Origin of the sequence: Streptosporangium sp. NBC_01810 (assembly GCF_035917355.1) — a bacterium.
In the GTDB taxonomy this organism is placed as follows: Bacteria; Actinomycetota; Actinomycetes; order Streptosporangiales; family Streptosporangiaceae; genus Streptosporangium.
Genome location: NZ_CP109070.1, coordinates 2519060 through 2534796 on the forward strand (window position 1 = coordinate 2519060; position 15737 = coordinate 2534796).

Below are 15737 nucleotides of genomic sequence, written 5' to 3' on the forward strand. Positions count from 1 at the left end.
GCTGCCCCGCCCCGCCTGGTCCAGGCGGGGCGGGGCAGCCCCTGCTAGGCCTGCGGCGCCTCGGCCAGCAGCCACACGGTGGCCACCAGCAATCGTGCGGCGGCCAGCAGCGTGTCCGGCTCGACGCGCTCGGGGGTTTCGGCGGGGGTCTGGTAGCCGGGCATGCCCATCCCGATGCCGATCGCGGCCAAACCGTGCGCGGCGTAGCGGCGGTTGTCCGAGGCCATCGCCCCGGCCCGCAACGCCACCCCGGTGCGGCGCCCGGCCTGGTCCAAGACGGACAGCAGCCCATGGGCCGGGCCGCCCGCCTCGACCGCGGCCGCCTGGTGCAGCTGCGCGGCTCCGTCCAGGTTGATGGCCTGGGTGTCCGGCGCCACAGCAGGGGCGTGGTGGGCCGAACCCCATGCGCCAGTCTCTTCTGCGTCCAGGAAGGACACCGACAGATTCAGCGGCGCTCTCAACGAAGCACGCAGGACGCGGGCGGCCTCCAACACCGCGGCCACCCCGGAGGCATTGTCGGCCGCGGCGGGCAGGCGACGATCGGGGTCATCACCCACCCCGTCGAAGTGCGCGCTCAGCAGCACCCGCGGCCCACCTTCCGGGTCCCGCGCCATCGCCTCGTCCGCGGCGTCCTCCCCGATCGGCAGGTGGCCGTGGACGTTGATGCCCTGGCCAGGTGCTCGACGAAATCGCGGCGATGCTCCAGCTGTCGGACCGTCGTATCGGTGCTCCAGCTCAGTGCTGGCGTGCGATACAGCTCCCGCACCTCGGCGACGTCGAACGCATCGAGCCGCACCTGGGCGCCCAGCCCGGCCAGTTGCTCAGCGAGCCAGGAGGCGGCGGCCCGGCCACCGGGGGTGCCCACCCGCCGGCCCGCGTAGGCCTCGTCGGCCAGGTGTTCGACGCAGGCGAGCATCCGCTGCGCGCTGACCTGCTCCAGCGCGGCCGCCAGGCCGAAATCCTCGACCATCTCCGCCGCCACGGGCGGGGAGACCGCAGGGGTGGAGGGCGGAGAGCTCATCCGCAGCACCCGGCGGCGCCACCGGCCGCGCTACCTGAGGGAGTCGCCGCGACCGGTGCCTGCCCGCAGCATCCGCTCTGAGCCGCCTGCTCGGCCTCAGCTGTGCTTCCGCAACACGACACCGCCGCGGCGTCGGCGAAGGCGGGCGTGGTGGTGGCAGGGGCGGAACCTCCGCAACATCCTCCTGCCGCGGGCGGAGCGAAGGCCTCCTGCAGGTTCCCGATGAATCCGCCCGCGCGCTGATCTGCCATGATGTGCTCCCCTTTTTGGAGTGGCGGCAGGTGTCTTGGCGCCGCGCAAACCCCACTCGGATTTGACATTCATCTAAGTAGGAGCAGCGTCTCACCCTGATTAGAGAAGCGTCAAGTTAGAAGAGTATCTAAATAATGGAGCCTTCTTCTCCTTTGGAAAGCGCTGGTCCCGGGATCACCCCCGCGGCGCGTACATGATCACCGCGACATCGGCCAGGCAGACCAGGGCGCCGATGCGGTGAGGGGCACGGTAGAGGGCGTGCGGTGGTCGTGGTGGGTACTCACGTCGATCAGCTCTCCTCGGAGGTGCGGTTCGCGGCCAGGTCGGCGAACGGCAGGGGACAGTCGGGGCAGGTGCACCTGGTCAGGCTGTCGCAACCAGCGGAGACCACCGCGCTGAGCGCCCCCCGGATGGTGGCCAGGTCGGCGATCTTCGTGTCCACTTCGGCGATCTTCGCCTGGGCGCGGGCACGCAGGTCGGGGGTGGGGTGGCCGCGCCGTCCGGTGGCGATCAGCTCGGCGACCTCCTCCAGGGTGAAGCCGAGCCGCTGGGCGACTTTGATCACGGTCAGCAGGGTGACGGTCTCGGGCGGGTAGGCGCGGTGCCCGCCGGGGCTGCGCGCCGGTTCGGCGATCAGCCCGCGGCGTTCGTAGTAGCGCAAGGTCTGCGGGTTGACCCCGGCGGCCTCGGCCACCTGCCCGCTGCGCAGGTACGGGCCGCCCGAGCCCTGCAGCATGACGTCTTGCCTCATACCGGCAGCCCCGCTTAGGCGGTGGCTGCTGCGGCGCGGGCCTGCAGCGCGTCCAGCACCTCCACCTGCTCCGGTGGCACCGCGACCTCCAGCGCCAGGTGGCCGCCCGTGATGGTCAGGGTGAAGGTGAAGAAGGAACAGCAGCCGTTCTCCCGCGCCGTCAGCCCGGCGGCCTGGGCGGCGTGTTCCGGGCTGAAGACGAGCTCCAGCCGCAACCGGGTGCGCTCCGGGCGCGCGATGGCCTGCACCGCGTCGGCGAACAAGGCATCGAACTCAGCCACCCGCAGCGGCTGCTCGGCGGTGGGCAGCGTGCACGCCGCAGGAGCCCATCCCTGTTCAAGGGAGATGTTCTGTGTCATACCCCGACGGTAAGCCTGTACCCAGGTACCGAATGCAAGCCCCCAAGCGCCAAAATCCGGACCGATCCTCTCCGCAGCCTTCACAACAGATCGCGGGCGATGTCGTTGACGGCATCGCGGGCCAGCTGAGGAGCGGCGCCGTCCACATGATGACGGATGACCATCTCCAGCTGAGGGCGGACTTTAGCGGCGATCTCAGCGGCCAGATCCTTGGCCACCGCCCGGTCGGCCGGGCGGGGCCGCTAACGGTGAGGCCCCGCTCACCGCGGGGCGAACACTAAGGCGCCGTAGGCCGGGGCGGCCGCACCATCAGGCATGGCCCGCCCGCCTCACGGCCGACCGGCCGCTTCCCCTGGCGCTGGCGGGCTCACACGCTCGCGGACTCGGCCAGCGGGGTGAACAGCGCACCCAGCCGGGCCACGGCAGCCGGGACGATCCAGTAGTAGACCCAGGTGCCACGGCGCTCAGAATCGATCAGCCCGGCCGTCCGCAGCACTTTGAGGTGGTGGGAGATGGTGGGGCCGCTCAAGTCGAAGGCGGGGGTCAGGTCGCACACGCACGCCTCGCCGCCCGCGTGGGAGCCGATCATCGACAGCAGGCGCAGCCGGACCGGGTCGGCGACGGCTTTGAGCATCACCGCCAGGTCGGCCGCGTCATCCTCCGACAGTGGCTCGCGGGCGATCGGCGCGCAGCACTGGGCGGTGGTGGCGGTCATACGGCAACTCCCCTGCTTCGACGTTCGTCTAAATCATACGCGGTGGTAGGCGACCAGCGCGAACGCGGCGACGGCGCAGGCCACCGCCACGGCCGCCATCACGCACGTGTAACCGGCCGCCTGGGCCAGCGCGACCGCGCCGAGAGGAGCCAGCGCCTTGTCGGCGACGGAGAAGGCGGCGACCCGTCCCGACAGCGAGGCGTAGGCGCTGGTGCCGTAGCGCTGCAGGAGCAGGTGCGGCAGGGTGATGGAGGCGATGCCGAAGCCGAGCCCGAATCCGAGCACGCAGCCGATGGCGCCCGGCACCGTCCGCCCGGCCGGCGGGAGCAGCGCGGCGGCGACGCCCTGCAGGGCAAAGATCGCGGCGGCGATGAGGGCGGCGGGCAGGCGGCGCTGCAGGCCGGTGGTGAGCAGGCGGCCGGTCACCGACAAAACCCCCAGCAGCCCGGCCAGTGTGGCGGCCAGAACCGGTGAGTGACCCAGGTGGATGAGGTAGGTGATGAGCAGGACGGCCATCACCGCCACCGCGCCGCCGTTGGCGGTGAAGGCGATCACCAGCAGCCAGAACGGCCGTCGGCGGGTGGCGGCTTTGACGATTTCGGCCCGCTCGCGGGTTGTGGCCGCCCGGCGCCCGGCGCGGGCGGGGCGGCGTACGACGAGCGCGTGCAGCGGGATCGCTGCCACGCCGTAGATCGCGGCCAGGACCACCAGGGCGGTGCGCCAGCCGTAGGCGTCGACCAGCAGGCCGGTCAGTGGCAGGAAGATGGTGGAGGCGAACCCGGCGACGACGGTGAGCGCGAGCAGGGCGTTGGCCCGGCCATGGCCCTGGCTGTGGTCGGGGCCGTCGAACCAGCTGACGATGACGGCGAAGGCGCTTTCGTACAGCACCATCGCCGAGGCGATGCCGATCGCGGCGAAGACCGCGTACAGCTGGGCCAAGTTTTCAACCTGCGACCAGGCCAGGACGGCGAGCGTGCCGATGACCGATCCCGCGGTCATCAGGCCCCGGCCGCCGCGGGCGTCCAGCAGGCGGCCGACCAGCGGGGCGCACAGCGCGGCGATCAGGATCGAGCCGGTCAACGCGGCCGCGACCTGGGCGCTACTGACGTGCAGGTCGGCGGTCATCGGGGTGAGGAAGACGGAGAAGGCGTAGTAGAGCACGCCGTAGCCGATGGTCTGGGTGACGGCCAGGGCGGCGACGATCCGCCAGCCGCGCCCCGAACGCGGCTGGCCGCCACCCCCGGGAGCGGGGGCGGCGGCCTCAGTGGCAGCCTCGGTGGCGGGTTCAGCGGCGGAGCTCACCGAAGCGTCCCGGCGCAGCCGATCAGCCGGCGTCCATCGGTCGTGGTCATCCAGCGGCCAGGTGATGGGTCTTCGGCGATGAACCCCTGGACGTGCAGCCGCCAGGCCAAGGGTCCAGCCGTCCGGGCGATCGCCGGGGCGAACGTGGGGTTGCTGCTCGGCCCGCGGGCGGCGACCAGGCACTCACCCAGCCGGTGGGTGTCGATCGGTCCGTGCTCGCAGATCAGGCGCAAGACTTCCCTCTGGGCGGCGGTGGGGTATCCCTCAGACATCTGAAGCTCCTTGTCGGTGCGGCTTCGGCGCTGGTCGATGGCAGGTGGTCAGCCGCAGCAGCCACCACCGTCGCCATCGCCGCCGCCGACGGTGACCAGCGGGAGCGAGGTGGCCAACAGGCCGCCGCTGATCCCGGTGGCCAGACCGACCCGCCGCTCTTGTGCCTCGACCAGCCCCGAGGAGCACACGCCGGTCTCGGGCAGGTCCAGCTGCACGTCGCGGGCGGCTTCCCAGTCGCCGGCCAGCGCGGCGACAACGGAACGGACCTGCTCGTATCCGGTGGCCATCAGGAACGTCGGGGCGCGGCCGTAGCTCTTGACGCCGACCGCGTAGTAGCCGGACTCCAGGTGGGTCAACTCGTCGACGCCGTGCGCGGGGACGGTGCCGCAGGAGTGCTGGTTGGGGTCGATCAGCGGGGCCAGGGCGCGGGTGGAGCCGAGGATCGCATCCAGGTCCAGGCGCAGCTCGGCGGCGATGGAGTGGTCGGGCCGGTAGCCGGTGGCGGCCACGATGCGGTCGACGGTGACCGACTGCTCGGCGCCCGAGGGGTCGCGGCTGATCACCGTCACCTGGCCGCCATTCTCCGTGATCGAGTGGGTGTAGAAGCCGGTGATCAGGGTGATGCGGCCCGAATCGACGTGCGCCCGCAGCCGGGTGCCCAGCGCGCCGCGTGCCGGAAGGGCATCGGCCTCGCCGCCGCCGTAGGTGCGGTCGGCGTTGGTGGCGCGAATCGCCCAGGTGATGGGGGTGTCCTCCAGCTCTGCCAGGGCCAGTAGCGTGGTGGCCGCCGAATGGCCCGCCCCGACGACCAGGGTGTGCTTGCCCTGGTAGATCTCGCGGTCTGCGCCCAGCACATCAGGCAGCGCGTGGTCGATGCGCGCGGCCGCCTCGTGCTCGCCGTAGGCGGGCAGGCCGCTCGCGCCCAGCACGCTGGGGGTGGTGTAGGTGCCCGAGGCGTCGATGACCGCCCTGGCCCGCAGCTCTTCACCATCGGACAGCCGCAGCAGGAAGGGGACGTCGTCTCGGCCGGTGCTGCGGACCCGGTCATATCCCAGGCGGCTGATCGCGGTCACCTTCACCCCGAGGCGCAGCCGGGGCGCGATGGCCGGGTGCTTGGCCAGCGGAGCCAAGTAGTTCTCGACCAGTTCGGCGCCGGTGGGCAGCCAGTCCGGATCCGGGGCGCTCCAGCCATCGGCTTCCAGCAGTTGGCGGGCGGCGCCGTCGATGTTGTAGCGCCACGGACTGAAGACCCGCACGTGGCTCCACTGGGCGACCGAGGCGCCGACCTGCTGCCCGGCCTCCAAGATGAGGAAGTTCAGGCCGCGCTCGGCCAGGTGCGCCGCGGCGGCCAGGCCCACCGGGCCCGCCCCGATGACCACGATCGGCAGCGCATCGGTCTGCGCGGGAGCGAGAAACTGCTCGATCTCGACCGCGGCCGGGCCGCAGCATCCATCACTCATGGCTCTTCTCCTGAAAACGCGTAGTGATCGTCAAGGACCAGTGGATCGACAGGCTTATGGACGTGAGCGCTGACTCCGTCAGCGCGGCGGCTCGCCTCACCCCTCTGAGGCGGGGCGTGTCGAACGTGACGGCTTAACGTCCTGGCGGGCTGGCGGGCTGGCGGGCTGGCGGGCTGGCGGGCTGGCGGGCTGGCGAAACAGAGCACACCCCACACCTCCTGATTAGAAGAGTGTCGAATCAAGAGATAGGTTGCCTCACTGATTCGAAATCTGTCAAATCAGGAGAGTGTTATTTTGAAGATCACGGTGTCGTCCGCCTCGCAGGAAGGGCGCGCTTGAGCGCGCGGGCGACCAGCGGAAGTCCAATGAGGCTGGGCAGTACCCAGTAGCTCCAGGCGGGGAGCCGGTCCCAGAGTGGCAGGTTGGGGCCATTGTCGACGTAGAAGCCGGTCAGCAGCGCGACGTAGGACAGCCCCATCCCCATGATGTGGACATGCGGTCGGCGCCGCCGGTTCAGGTGGCCGGCCAGGCCTGCGGTGAAGGCCAGCGAGCCGATGGCGAACAGGTGGGCGTTCTCCCGCCAGCGGATCACCGCCAAGATCGTCATCGTGGCGAAGATGATCGCCAAACCCCAGATGTAGATCCGGCCGAACCGCAGGTGCCGGGCGCCGCCCTTGCGCGACAGCGCGGCCACCGCACCGCAGATCACGCAGACCAGACCGGCGACGACATGGACGGCCAGCGCCGCCAGGAAAACCGGCCCCGCGTCCGGGACCGGGAGGCCGAAGACGGTGATCTCGTCCATGCCGCACTCCATGCGTAGTGTTGCTATATATAGCGACGCTACTCCGGTGATTGCCTGGGCGGAAGAGCCGATATAGCGTTACTACCTATGAGGGCCGAAGCGCTCAAAGGACATCTGGACGGCCTGCTGCTCGCCGCGCTGGAGAGCGGGCCGATGCACGGGTACGCGGTGAGGGAAGCCCTTCGGGAAGCGACGCAGGGGCGCATCGATCTGCCCACCGGCACCGTCTATCCGGCATTGCACCGCCTGGAACGGGCCGGACTGATTTTCGGGAGCTGGTCGGTTGTCGCCGGCCGGCGACGCCGCAGCTATGAACTCACCAGCGCCGGACGTGCGGCGCTCGGCGGTGAGCGGGCCAACTGGCAGGAGTTCGCGAGCGCGGTCACCGCGGCGCTGGGGGCACGGCCATGGCCGGCCACGACCTGATCACGGCCCAGCTCGACGTCCTCGCGGCCCGGCTGCCCGCCCAGGTGGTGGAGGAGCTCGCCGACGGGCTCGAGGAGGCCTACGAACTCCATCTCGACGCCTGCGGCGATCCCGCGCAAGCCGCACGGGCCGCCATCGCGGAGTTCGGCGACGCCGACATGGTCACGGCAGCCTTCTTGCGTGAATCACCGTGGCGGCGCACCGCCCTCATCCTGCTCCTCACCGGCCCCCTCATGGCCGCCGCCTGGGCTTTCACACTGCTCACGGCGGGCGCGTGGGCCTGGCCCCTGCCGCTTTTCGCCAAGATCTCCTACGGTGCGGCACTCGTGACGATCGTGTGCGCCCTGCTCTTCGTGGTCCGGGAGAAGCTGGCCTATCGACGAACGCGCCTGGCCATGATCGGCAGCGTCCTGGGGTTGATCGTCCTTGACGTGCTCATGCTGACTGCGATCGCGGTCATGACGCCGGTGCCGGTGTGGCCGATGGCGGTAGTCGTACCGGCAAGTGCGATCCGGATTCTGGCCGTCGCGCGCAGGCTTCCCGCGGTCATTGCCTCATAACTACGTCGCGTCGCTCACCGGCGAAGGCGGCCAGCTGCAGGGCGGTGACCGGCTCGATGCCGAGTTCGGTGGCCGACGCCGCTGGGATCATCGCGCTCTATGCCGCCGGCGCCGATGATCTGCACGGAATTCCTGCGACTGTGATCGGCCGATCTATGTCGACGTGCCGGCAAGCCGGGATTCACCCGCAGGCGGCGTCCGAGGTGCAGGCGTTCGGCGGGCAACACGCCTGCAAGCTGAGCTGCAGATCGGCCAGGGCCTGGCCGATCCGGCCGGGATCAGCGCGGTAGTAGACCGTCTTCCACTCCCGCCGGGCGCTCAGTACCCCGCCGTCGCGAAGCGTCGCCAGATGAGTTGAGGTGGCCGATTGGGCCAGCGCCATCCGTTCGGCGACCTCGCCCACTGTCAGCTCGATCCCGCCGGCGAACAGCATGAGGATCTGCTGGCGGGTGTCGCTGGCCATCGCCTTGAGGAAACCACGCGCGGCGTCGGTCAGCTCGATGTCGGTGTTTCCCGTCTCCATGGAGCGATTCTATCCGTCATATTGTCATTTCTTGATTTGACGATACGATCCCGGTTCATGGACACCATCGTCATCGGCGGCGGCCAAGCCGGACTGACCGCCACCCGGGCTCTTCTGGACGCCGGCTTGACCCCGGTGCTCCTGGAGGCAACAGACCAGACCACCGGCTCCTGGGGCCGCTACTACGACAGCCTCACCCTGTTCTCACCCGCCCGCTACAGCTCCTTACCCGGCTTTCCCTTCGGCGGTGATCCCGACCGCTACCCCCGCCGCGACGAGGTCGTCGACTACCTGGCCCGCTACGCCCGCGATCTCGGCCGCGGGGGCGCCGAGATCCGCACCGGCGCCCGCGTCACCGCCGTCGAAGCCGACACCCATCGCGGTGCCCGGGGCGGTGGCTTCGCCGTGCATCTGGCCGACGGCAGCACACTGAACGCGCCCACCGTGATCGCCGCCAGCGGATCCTTCGACCGTCCTCACCTGCCCGTCCTGCCGGGCCGCGACGGCTTCACCGGCCAGATCCTGCACGCCGCCGCCTACACCGGCCCCCTGCCATACGCGGGCCGGCGCGTCGTCGTGGTCGGCGCCGGCAACTCCGCCGTGCAGATCGCCTACGAACTCGCCGAGACCACCACGGTGACCCTGGCCACCCGCACGCCGATCCGCTTCGTCGACCAGCGCCCCCTGGGCAAGGACCTGCACTTCTGGTTCACCCTCACCGGCTTCGACCGCCTGCCCGCCCGCCTGGTCACCACCCCGCCCACCGTCCCCGTCCTGGACGAGGGCGCCTACCGCCAGGCACTACGCGACGGCCGACTCGATCGGCGCCCGATATTCACCCGCCTCGACGAAGGCGACGTGGTGTGGGCCGACGGCAGCCGCGAACCCGTCGACGTCGTACTGCTCGCCACCGGATACCGGCCCAACCTCGACTACCTCAACGGGCTCGGCGCCCTGGACGAGCGCGGCCACCCGCGCCATGACCGGGGCCTGTCCACCACCCATCCCGGGCTGGGCTTCCTCGGCCTGGAATGGCAACGCACCCCCGCCTCCAACACCCTGCGCGGAGTAGGCCGCGACGCCCGCCACCTCACCGGCAAACTCACAACCCACCTCAACACCCGCCGCTTTCGGGCGGGCGTATGACGAAGGCCACCTCCCCAGCTCTCCGCCGCCGAGAACGCCCCATCGGCCTCTGGGGAAGATGAGGGCAGAAATTAGCGGTAGCTGCCTCGCACCGCCCGACCCGGCAGTATGGGGCCATGGCCTATCTGGACACCGAGGACCCCGTCGCGGCCGCGACGGCGAAGGCGATTCACTCCGGCGACACCACCGGGCTCCGGAGGCTGCTGGAGACTCATCCTGGGCTGGCGACCGTCCGGCTCGGTGACGAGGGCGGCATGTCACGGACTCTGCTGCATGTGGTGACCGACTGGCCCGGCCATTACCCGAACGGCCCGCAGACGGTGGCGGTTCTGGTCGCAGCCGGCGCGGACCTGAACGCCCCGTTCGAGGGCGGCCACACCGAGAGGCCGCTGCACTGGGCGGCCAGCAGCGACGACGTGCCGGTTTTGGACGCGCTCCTGGACGCAGGCGCGGACATCGAGGCTCCCGGGTCGTGCATCGGCACCGGCGGTACCGCGATGACCGACGCGTGCGCGTTCGGCCAGTGGAACGCCGCCCGCCGCCTGGTGGAGCGTGGCGCGTCCACCACGCTGTGGGAGTCGGCGACCCTCGGTCTGATGGACCGCATCATCACGCACTTCACCGGCGGACGGCAGCCGGACGCCGAGACGATCACCCATGGCCTGTGGTCGTCTTGCCACGGCGGCCAGCGGGCGTCCGCGCAGTTCTTCCTGGAACGCGGCGCGGACATCAACTGGGTTGGCTACGACGATCTGACGCCTCTTGACGCCGCCCTGCGCACCGGCGCCGCCGACCTCGCCGCCTGGCTGCGCACCCAAGGAGCACGCTCAACGGCCGACCTCACCTGAGACATGGGCTGGCCCCCTCCCGAGCACGGCCGCAATCGGGGCGGCACCTGCGTGGCTTCACGCCTGCTCCAGTGCTCGGCGCAGGGCCGTCACCGAGGGCGCGCCGCCGGTGGAGCCGGTTTCGTCGCGGTAGAGACGACACGACACACTGGTCGGGGTGCCCGCCGAGGCAAACACATCGACGCCGTTGATCAGCAAGGTCGGGGAGCCATGCATGCCCAGCGCGGCCGCTGACACCTCATCGTCGATCACGTGCTGGGTGATCATCGACGCTCCGGGGTGCCCGGCCAGCGCCTGGGTCAGGCGCTCGTGCAGGACAGCCGCGTTCGGGCAGTCCTGCACGGTCAGCACGGTGAGCTCCAGCATGCAGGCCTCCTGCAGGATCGGGCGGATGACGGTCACCATGCACGGTAGAGGCTCCAGCGCGCCAGGGAGTCACCGAGGGCGCCTGCTCCGCGAGAGCGTGGTAGGCCCTCAATCAGGCCAAACTTGCCCGGCACAGAACTGAGATGAAGATCAACCCGAATACCGATCTGGAGTACACGAAGCCAACCGTGTTACAGGAAGTCCCATCGCTGCCGCAGTTTCCGGGATTCCATACCTCACACGGAACTCCACCGCCTCCTCCGGTGATACTGCCGACGCTGCCGATTTCTGTGGTATTAGTGCAGCCGCCGAAGTTGGCCGGCCGTGATGCAACGCCATTGCAGTAGTTCTCATCTGCGGTCGGCACCGGCACCGGCACCGGGATCGGCTTCGGGGTCGTCGGGGCGGGCTTCGGGGTGGGCTTCGGAGTGGGCTTCGGAGGCGTCGGGGTGCGCTTCGGAGTGGGCGGGGTAATCGTTGAGGTCTTAGCAGTTCTTCTGGAGGGAATGTCGTCAGCGCGGGAAGTGGTTTTGGTGGCCGTTGTGGTTGTCGGCGGTGAGGAATCTCGGGTGTAAACCGGGTTGCGTCTGAGATGTTCAGCCGCTGTCAATGCGCCGACTGCAGCCACAGCCGCAACGGCCAGCTTCCAAGCAGGAATCGCCAACAAGAAGGGCAGGTGTCCTGTTGGGTCGATCCCGACCAGCGGACTGGCGTTGGCGTAGGTGTAGCGGTTGGCCTGAACGGACGGCTCGGGGTTGAGGGTCCAGTCGTCGCGGGAGACAAAGGCGCCGGTGCCGGGCTGGTACCAGCGGGCGTGCATGTTGATCTTGCCGGTATCGGGGTCGGTGTACTCGCCCTGATAGCCGAGGGCGCGCTGGGCACCGGAGCGGTGGGTGACGGTTCCGAATGGGTCGTAGGCGACCGAGTCGACCAGGGCGGTGCCGGAGAAGGTGCCCACCACATCACCGTGCAGGTCGGTCATGGTTCCGAGGGCCGGCCCGGTGCCTTCTTGCAGGCTGAGCAGGCCACCGAAGGGGTCGCGGCCGTACTTGGCCTGCAGAGCGCCTGCGCCGTCGCTGACGGCGACGATGTCGTTTTCCAGACCCGAATAGGTGAAGCGCTGCTGGTCGGCACCCTTGGTGCGCGACATCATCCGGCCCAGCGCGTCGTAGCCATAAGAGGCGTCGCCGTCGTTGACGAGCCGATCGAAGGCATCGAAGACGAGGTTGCGGGTGACGCCGGCCTTGGTCTCGGTGGCGGTGGTGCCGCGCGGGGTGTAGGTGTAGTCGACTCCGGCGCCGGAGATCAGCCGGTTGCGCTGGTCGTAGACGAAGGTCTCGGCCCCGGCCTTGGTGCGGTTACCGGAGGCGTCCCATTCGTAGGCGGTGACGGCGCCTCCGGGGGCGGTTTCGGCCTACTACTCCGACCTGATCGGCCGCCGCAATGTGATGCTCATCGGCACCGTCTTGTCGATCGTCGCCGGCCCCGCCGCGTTCCTCATCATGAAGCCGGGAGACGCGGTGTCGTACTTCCTCGCGCTCGGCCTGCTGATGGTGGTGATGGGCATCCCCTACGGACCGGGCGCCGCCTACCTGCCCGAAATATTCCATGCCCGCTACCGGTACACCGGCGCGGGCATGGGCTACAACCTCGCCGGCATCCTGGGGGGCGCGGTCCCGCTGATCATCGCCCAACCACTGGTCGCCAAGTACGGCGCCATCAGCCTCGGCTACTACCTCGCCGTCCTCGGCCTGATCAGCACCGTGTGCGTGCTGGCCATCGGCGAGACCAAGCACCGATCCATCGACGCCGATACCCACTCCGCGCCCACCACTTGAGCAGACAGCCGGAACGGTGATGCGGAATCCCACGGGGCCACCGGGTGGCGGATCGCCTGCGGGGCTGCCTGCCGCGCTGGGGCGGATGATCATTCCGGGGCGAAGTGCCTCGCCACGATGCGGGTGTGCAGCGGGAATGCCAGCTCTCGCGGCCCGTCGATCAGCAGCCACTCCGTCGTCTCGGCTGTGGGCGTGACCGGTGGGAGGGTGGCCGAGTCGGTCCTCGGCCCCAAGGCGAAGATCAGCACGGTGCCGTCGGGAGCGCTGAGCACGTCCAGGAGGCGCACGTCGTCCGCCCCGACGACGACCCCCGTCTCCTCGCGGAGCTCCCGGACGGCCGCCTGCTGCCAGGATTCGCCCATGTCGATGAAGCCGCCGGGCAGGGCGAGCCCGCCCCGGTGCGGCTCGATGCCGCGGCGGACCGCCAGCAGGCCGTCGTCCACCGGCAGCACCATCACCGCGACCGGGAGTGGGTTGAGGTAGGAGGTGTTCCGGCAGCCGGCACAGGTGCGCGGCCAGGTCTGGCCGGGGGTGAAGGCCTCACCGCAGAAGGAGCAGTGCGAGTTCCTGATCGTCACGATCGTGAGACTAGAGCAGAACGGTCGCGAAGCACCCGGTCATGCCACATGTGATCGACCACTCACCCGGCCGTCACCGTCAGGAGGCCGCCTGTGAGGCGTTCTCCGGCGGTTTCGTCAGGAAACGCCTCATCCGGTTGGGTGACCTGCGATCATCGGCCGTGAGCCTGGCCGATGCCATGGTCGCGGGCCCGGTATCGCGCTAGACGGCGCGGGCGACGGCGATCGTCGACCGGCTCCGCTGGCCGGCCTCGTAGAACATGTACTCCACGCCGCCGTCGGTGCCGAAGGAGGCGGCGGCGCTGCGGCCGCTGTCGGGAGCCCCGGCCAGGGGCCGGTGGAAGACGCCGAGATGGACCTCCCGATCGAATGAGTTGCCCACCTCGGTGAGGAACATGTTCCCGCTGTTGCCGTGGTAGACGACGTACGCGGTGCCGTTGCGCTTGAGGAGAGCAGGTGCGGCGATGTCGCTCTGCCCGTCGGGGCCGGGAGAGACCAGCGGGGTCGGGTCGAACTGCCAGTTCTTGCCGGTGGACGACCAGGCCCAGAAGATCTTGCGGGAGCCGTTGGTGACGCCCATGAAGATCATGACGTACCTGTTGCCGAGCCCGGGGACCGTGTGCTCGAAGACCCGCGCGTAGGAGGTCTCCGTCGTGCCCGGGATGACCCCGGTGTGCAGCACTCTGCCGTGGTAGGTGAAATGCACGCCGTCGGTGGACCAGGCCATCCGGGTGGTGGTGTTCTCGCCGTGGAAGTACAGGTAGAACTGCCGGTTGTCGGGGTTCCAGATGATGTGCGGTGAGGAGACGTGGCTGACCGAGTAGTGCGGTGACCAGTTGTTGGAGACGATCGGGTTGTTCGGGTACTCGGTGAACCGGTCGCTGAGCGAGTTGCCGTAGGCCAGGCAGATGCCGCCGGGCGCGTCGTGCGGGGCGTAGTAGAGGTAGTAGCGCCCCAGCGGGCTGGTGATCTTGTCGTACACGCCCCGGACGCAGGGGAAGATCAGCTCATTGGTCGGGTTGTAGCGCAGGCTCGCCTTGGCGAACGGCGTGCCGATGTACTGGTAGGTGGGGAAACCGGCGGGTCCCGCCAGGGTCGACGCGGACGTGTCCACGATCGCCGCCGTGGCCGTCTGGGGCAGGCCGAGGCCGAGGCCGCCGGCCACACCGGCGCCGACCGCCGCGCGCAGCAGCCCGCGGCAGTCCAGGAGAGGTTCGGTCATCGGCGATCCCTTCGCGACGACTTTCACGGTGAGTGATGGTGAGCAAATCTCTCTGATCGCAAAGGTTCGGCCAGGTGTGCTCGCCCGTCAAGGCACTAATACGAATTATCACGGGTGAGATTTCCTCGGAACGGTCCCGGCGCCGCGCTCTTGACAGGGGCGCGTGTTCGCTTGCAAGATGACGACCCGACTCCGCTAATGCGCATTATCACCAGATGGGAAGCTACGGATCGTGACTGCTCCCGGTCGCCGACTCACCCAGCAGGACATCGCCCGCATCGCGGGGGTGAGCCAGACCACCGTGTCGCTGGTCCTCAACAACAGGACCGACGCCGAGGTACGCATCGCCCCGGAGACACGTGAACGGGTGCTGAGGGTGATCAGGGAGACCGGGTATGTCGCCGACCCGGTCGCCCGGAGGCTCGCCGAGCGGCGCAACCGCATCCTGGGCGTCTTCACCTACGAGGCGGTCTTCCCGACCGCGAGCGCCGACTTCTACCACCCCTTCCTGCTCGGCATCGAGGAGTGCGCCGAGGAGATGGGCTGTGACCTGCTGCTGTTCACCAGCGCCAGGGCCGTGGGGGAGCGGCGCCGGATCTTCAACGAGGACAGCCGGGTGCGGCTGGCCGACGGCTGCGTCCTCCTTGGGCGCACGGTCGACCGCGACGACCTGGCCCGGCTGCTGGCCGAAGGCATCCCCTTCGTCTCCATCGGCCGCCGCGACGACGCCGGCGCGCCGGTGCCGTACGTGGGCGCCGACTACCCGCCCGCGGTGCGCGCCCTGGTCGACCGGGCGGCGGGGTTCGGCCATCGGCGGCTGGCCTACGTCGGCGCGGGAGCGGGCGCGGAGTCACCGGCCGACCGCATGCGCGGCTTCCGCGAGGCCGTGGCCGCGGTCGGAGCCGAGGGGGTGCACGTGCAGGTCACCGGCAGGACCTCCGAGGAACTGCTGGAGGAGTTGTCGGCGGCCCGGGTGACCGCCGCCTTCGTCGAGGAACCCGCCGATGCCTTGGCGATCACGCACGCGGCGCGCGAACGGGGTCTGGCGATCCCCGGAGACCTGTCGATCCTCGCGCTGGGCGCTCCGACCAGGCCCGTCCACGTCGACCTTACCGGGTTCCGCATCCCCCGCCGCGAGATGGGTCGCAGAGCCGTCGAGCTGCTGGCGGAGCTGTTGGAGAGCGGCGGGGGGACACCACAGGAACTGCTGGCCTGCGAGCTGGTCGAGGGATCCACGCTCGCACCGATTCCAAGCTGATCGAACGCTGATCGAAGAATGATGGGAGAGGCCC

General features: G+C 69.7%; 22 protein-coding genes. 7 read left to right on the plus strand and 15 right to left on the minus strand.

Annotation, left to right across the window (positions count from 1 at the left end):
- Positions 1-44 precede the first annotated feature (44 nt).
- The 10 genes from OIE13_RS11315 to OIE13_RS11360 all read right to left on the minus strand — a co-directional run bounded on the left by OIE13_RS11315 (position 45) and on the right by OIE13_RS11360 (position 6938).
- Positions 45-584, minus strand: coding sequence for a M28 family metallopeptidase (locus OIE13_RS11315; protein ID WP_326640315.1), 540 nt, complete (start codon positions 582-584; stop codon positions 45-47).
- Positions 575-1021 (minus strand): hypothetical protein, encoded by a 447-nt coding sequence (locus OIE13_RS11320; RefSeq protein WP_326640313.1) that lies wholly within the window; start codon positions 1019-1021, stop codon positions 575-577. The genes OIE13_RS11315 and OIE13_RS11320 overlap by 10 nt, the downstream gene beginning before the upstream one ends.
- Positions 1022-1562: 541 nt before the next feature.
- The gene (locus OIE13_RS11325) at positions 1563-2024 is read right to left on the minus strand and encodes a MerR family transcriptional regulator (RefSeq protein WP_326640311.1); all 462 of its coding nucleotides are present in this window, start codon (positions 2022-2024) and stop codon (positions 1563-1565) included.
- A gap of 14 nt (positions 2025-2038) precedes the next feature.
- Complete coding sequence (locus OIE13_RS11330; RefSeq protein WP_326640309.1) at positions 2039-2383, minus strand: hypothetical protein; 345 nt, start codon at positions 2381-2383, stop codon at positions 2039-2041.
- An 80-nt stretch (positions 2384-2463) separates the two neighbouring features.
- Positions 2464-2601 carry a hypothetical protein gene (locus OIE13_RS11335; protein ID WP_326640307.1) on the minus strand — a complete coding sequence of 46 codons (138 nt, stop codon included), beginning with the start codon at positions 2599-2601 and terminating at the stop codon, positions 2464-2466.
- 149 nt (positions 2602-2750) lie between these two features.
- Positions 2751-3098 (minus strand): metalloregulator ArsR/SmtB family transcription factor, encoded by a 348-nt coding sequence (locus tag OIE13_RS11340; protein WP_326640306.1) that lies wholly within the window; start codon positions 3096-3098, stop codon positions 2751-2753.
- A 33-nt stretch (positions 3099-3131) separates the two neighbouring features.
- Positions 3132-4400, minus strand: a complete 1269-nt coding sequence (locus OIE13_RS11345) for an MFS transporter (protein ID WP_326640305.1) — start codon at positions 4398-4400, stop codon at positions 3132-3134.
- Positions 4397-4672, minus strand: coding sequence for a hypothetical protein (locus OIE13_RS11350; RefSeq protein WP_326640304.1), 276 nt, complete (start codon positions 4670-4672; stop codon positions 4397-4399). The genes OIE13_RS11345 and OIE13_RS11350 overlap by 4 nt, the downstream gene beginning before the upstream one ends.
- A 48-nt stretch (positions 4673-4720) precedes the next feature.
- Positions 4721-6133 carry an FAD-dependent oxidoreductase gene (locus OIE13_RS11355; protein WP_326640303.1) on the minus strand — a complete coding sequence of 471 codons (1413 nt, stop codon included), beginning with the start codon at positions 6131-6133 and terminating at the stop codon, positions 4721-4723.
- Positions 6134-6434: 301 nt separating this feature from the next.
- On the minus strand, positions 6435-6938 hold the full coding sequence (locus OIE13_RS11360; protein WP_326640302.1) for a hypothetical protein: 504 nt from the start codon (positions 6936-6938) through the stop codon (positions 6435-6437).
- Between the two features lie 87 nt (positions 6939-7025).
- On the opposite strand from OIE13_RS11360, the gene OIE13_RS11365 reads away from it, so the two are divergent.
- Complete coding sequence (locus OIE13_RS11365) at positions 7026-7364, plus strand: PadR family transcriptional regulator (RefSeq protein ID WP_326640301.1); 339 nt, start codon at positions 7026-7028, stop codon at positions 7362-7364.
- The gene (locus OIE13_RS11370) at positions 7346-7924 is read left to right on the plus strand and encodes a hypothetical protein (protein ID WP_326640299.1); all 579 of its coding nucleotides are present in this window, start codon (positions 7346-7348) and stop codon (positions 7922-7924) included. The genes OIE13_RS11365 and OIE13_RS11370 overlap by 19 nt, the downstream gene beginning before the upstream one ends.
- Positions 7925-8105: 181 nt before the next feature.
- Here the strand turns inward: OIE13_RS11370 and OIE13_RS11375 are convergent, their stop codons facing one another.
- Positions 8106-8447 carry an ArsR/SmtB family transcription factor gene (locus OIE13_RS11375; protein WP_326640297.1) on the minus strand — a complete coding sequence of 114 codons (342 nt, stop codon included), beginning with the start codon at positions 8445-8447 and terminating at the stop codon, positions 8106-8108.
- Between the two features lie 57 nt (positions 8448-8504).
- On the opposite strand from OIE13_RS11375, the gene OIE13_RS11380 reads away from it, so the two are divergent.
- Together OIE13_RS11380 and OIE13_RS11385 are read left to right on the plus strand one after the other, a co-directional pair.
- On the plus strand, positions 8505-9593 hold the full coding sequence (locus OIE13_RS11380) for a flavin-containing monooxygenase (protein WP_326640294.1): 1089 nt from the start codon (positions 8505-8507) through the stop codon (positions 9591-9593).
- A gap of 116 nt (positions 9594-9709) precedes the next feature.
- Positions 9710-10441, plus strand: a complete 732-nt coding sequence (locus tag OIE13_RS11385; RefSeq protein WP_326640292.1) for an ankyrin repeat domain-containing protein — start codon at positions 9710-9712, stop codon at positions 10439-10441.
- A gap of 57 nt (positions 10442-10498) precedes the next feature.
- Here the strand turns inward: OIE13_RS11385 and OIE13_RS11390 are convergent, their stop codons facing one another.
- Together OIE13_RS11390 and OIE13_RS11395 are read right to left on the minus strand one after the other, a co-directional pair.
- Positions 10499-10846: a thioredoxin family protein gene (locus tag OIE13_RS11390; protein ID WP_326640290.1), complete on the minus strand. Its 348-nt coding sequence runs from the start codon at positions 10844-10846 to the stop codon at positions 10499-10501.
- A 73-nt stretch (positions 10847-10919) separates the two neighbouring features.
- The gene (locus OIE13_RS11395) at positions 10920-11960 is read right to left on the minus strand and encodes an RHS repeat-associated core domain-containing protein (RefSeq protein ID WP_326829965.1); all 1041 of its coding nucleotides are present in this window, start codon (positions 11958-11960) and stop codon (positions 10920-10922) included.
- A 232-nt stretch (positions 11961-12192) separates the two neighbouring features.
- On the opposite strand from OIE13_RS11395, the gene OIE13_RS11400 reads away from it, so the two are divergent.
- Positions 12193-12645 carry an MFS transporter gene (locus tag OIE13_RS11400; RefSeq protein ID WP_326640286.1) on the plus strand — a complete coding sequence of 151 codons (453 nt, stop codon included), beginning with the start codon at positions 12193-12195 and terminating at the stop codon, positions 12643-12645.
- A gap of 89 nt (positions 12646-12734) precedes the next feature.
- On the opposite strand, the gene OIE13_RS11405 is transcribed toward OIE13_RS11400, so the two are convergent.
- Positions 12735-13223: an NUDIX domain-containing protein gene (locus OIE13_RS11405; protein ID WP_326640284.1), complete on the minus strand. Its 489-nt coding sequence runs from the start codon at positions 13221-13223 to the stop codon at positions 12735-12737.
- A gap of 41 nt (positions 13224-13264) precedes the next feature.
- Between OIE13_RS11405 and OIE13_RS11410 the strand changes: the two genes are divergently transcribed.
- On the plus strand, positions 13265-13429 hold the full coding sequence (locus OIE13_RS11410; RefSeq protein WP_326829966.1) for a hypothetical protein: 165 nt from the start codon (positions 13265-13267) through the stop codon (positions 13427-13429).
- On the opposite strand, the gene OIE13_RS11415 is transcribed toward OIE13_RS11410, so the two are convergent.
- Positions 13426-14445 (minus strand): hypothetical protein, encoded by a 1020-nt coding sequence (locus tag OIE13_RS11415; RefSeq protein ID WP_326640283.1) that lies wholly within the window; start codon positions 14443-14445, stop codon positions 13426-13428. The genes OIE13_RS11410 and OIE13_RS11415 overlap by 4 nt on opposite strands.
- A 232-nt stretch (positions 14446-14677) precedes the next feature.
- Between OIE13_RS11415 and OIE13_RS11420 the strand changes: the two genes are divergently transcribed.
- Positions 14678-15703: a LacI family DNA-binding transcriptional regulator gene (locus tag OIE13_RS11420; RefSeq protein WP_326640282.1), complete on the plus strand. Its 1026-nt coding sequence runs from the start codon at positions 14678-14680 to the stop codon at positions 15701-15703.
- The last annotated feature ends 34 nt before the right edge of the window (positions 15704-15737 follow it).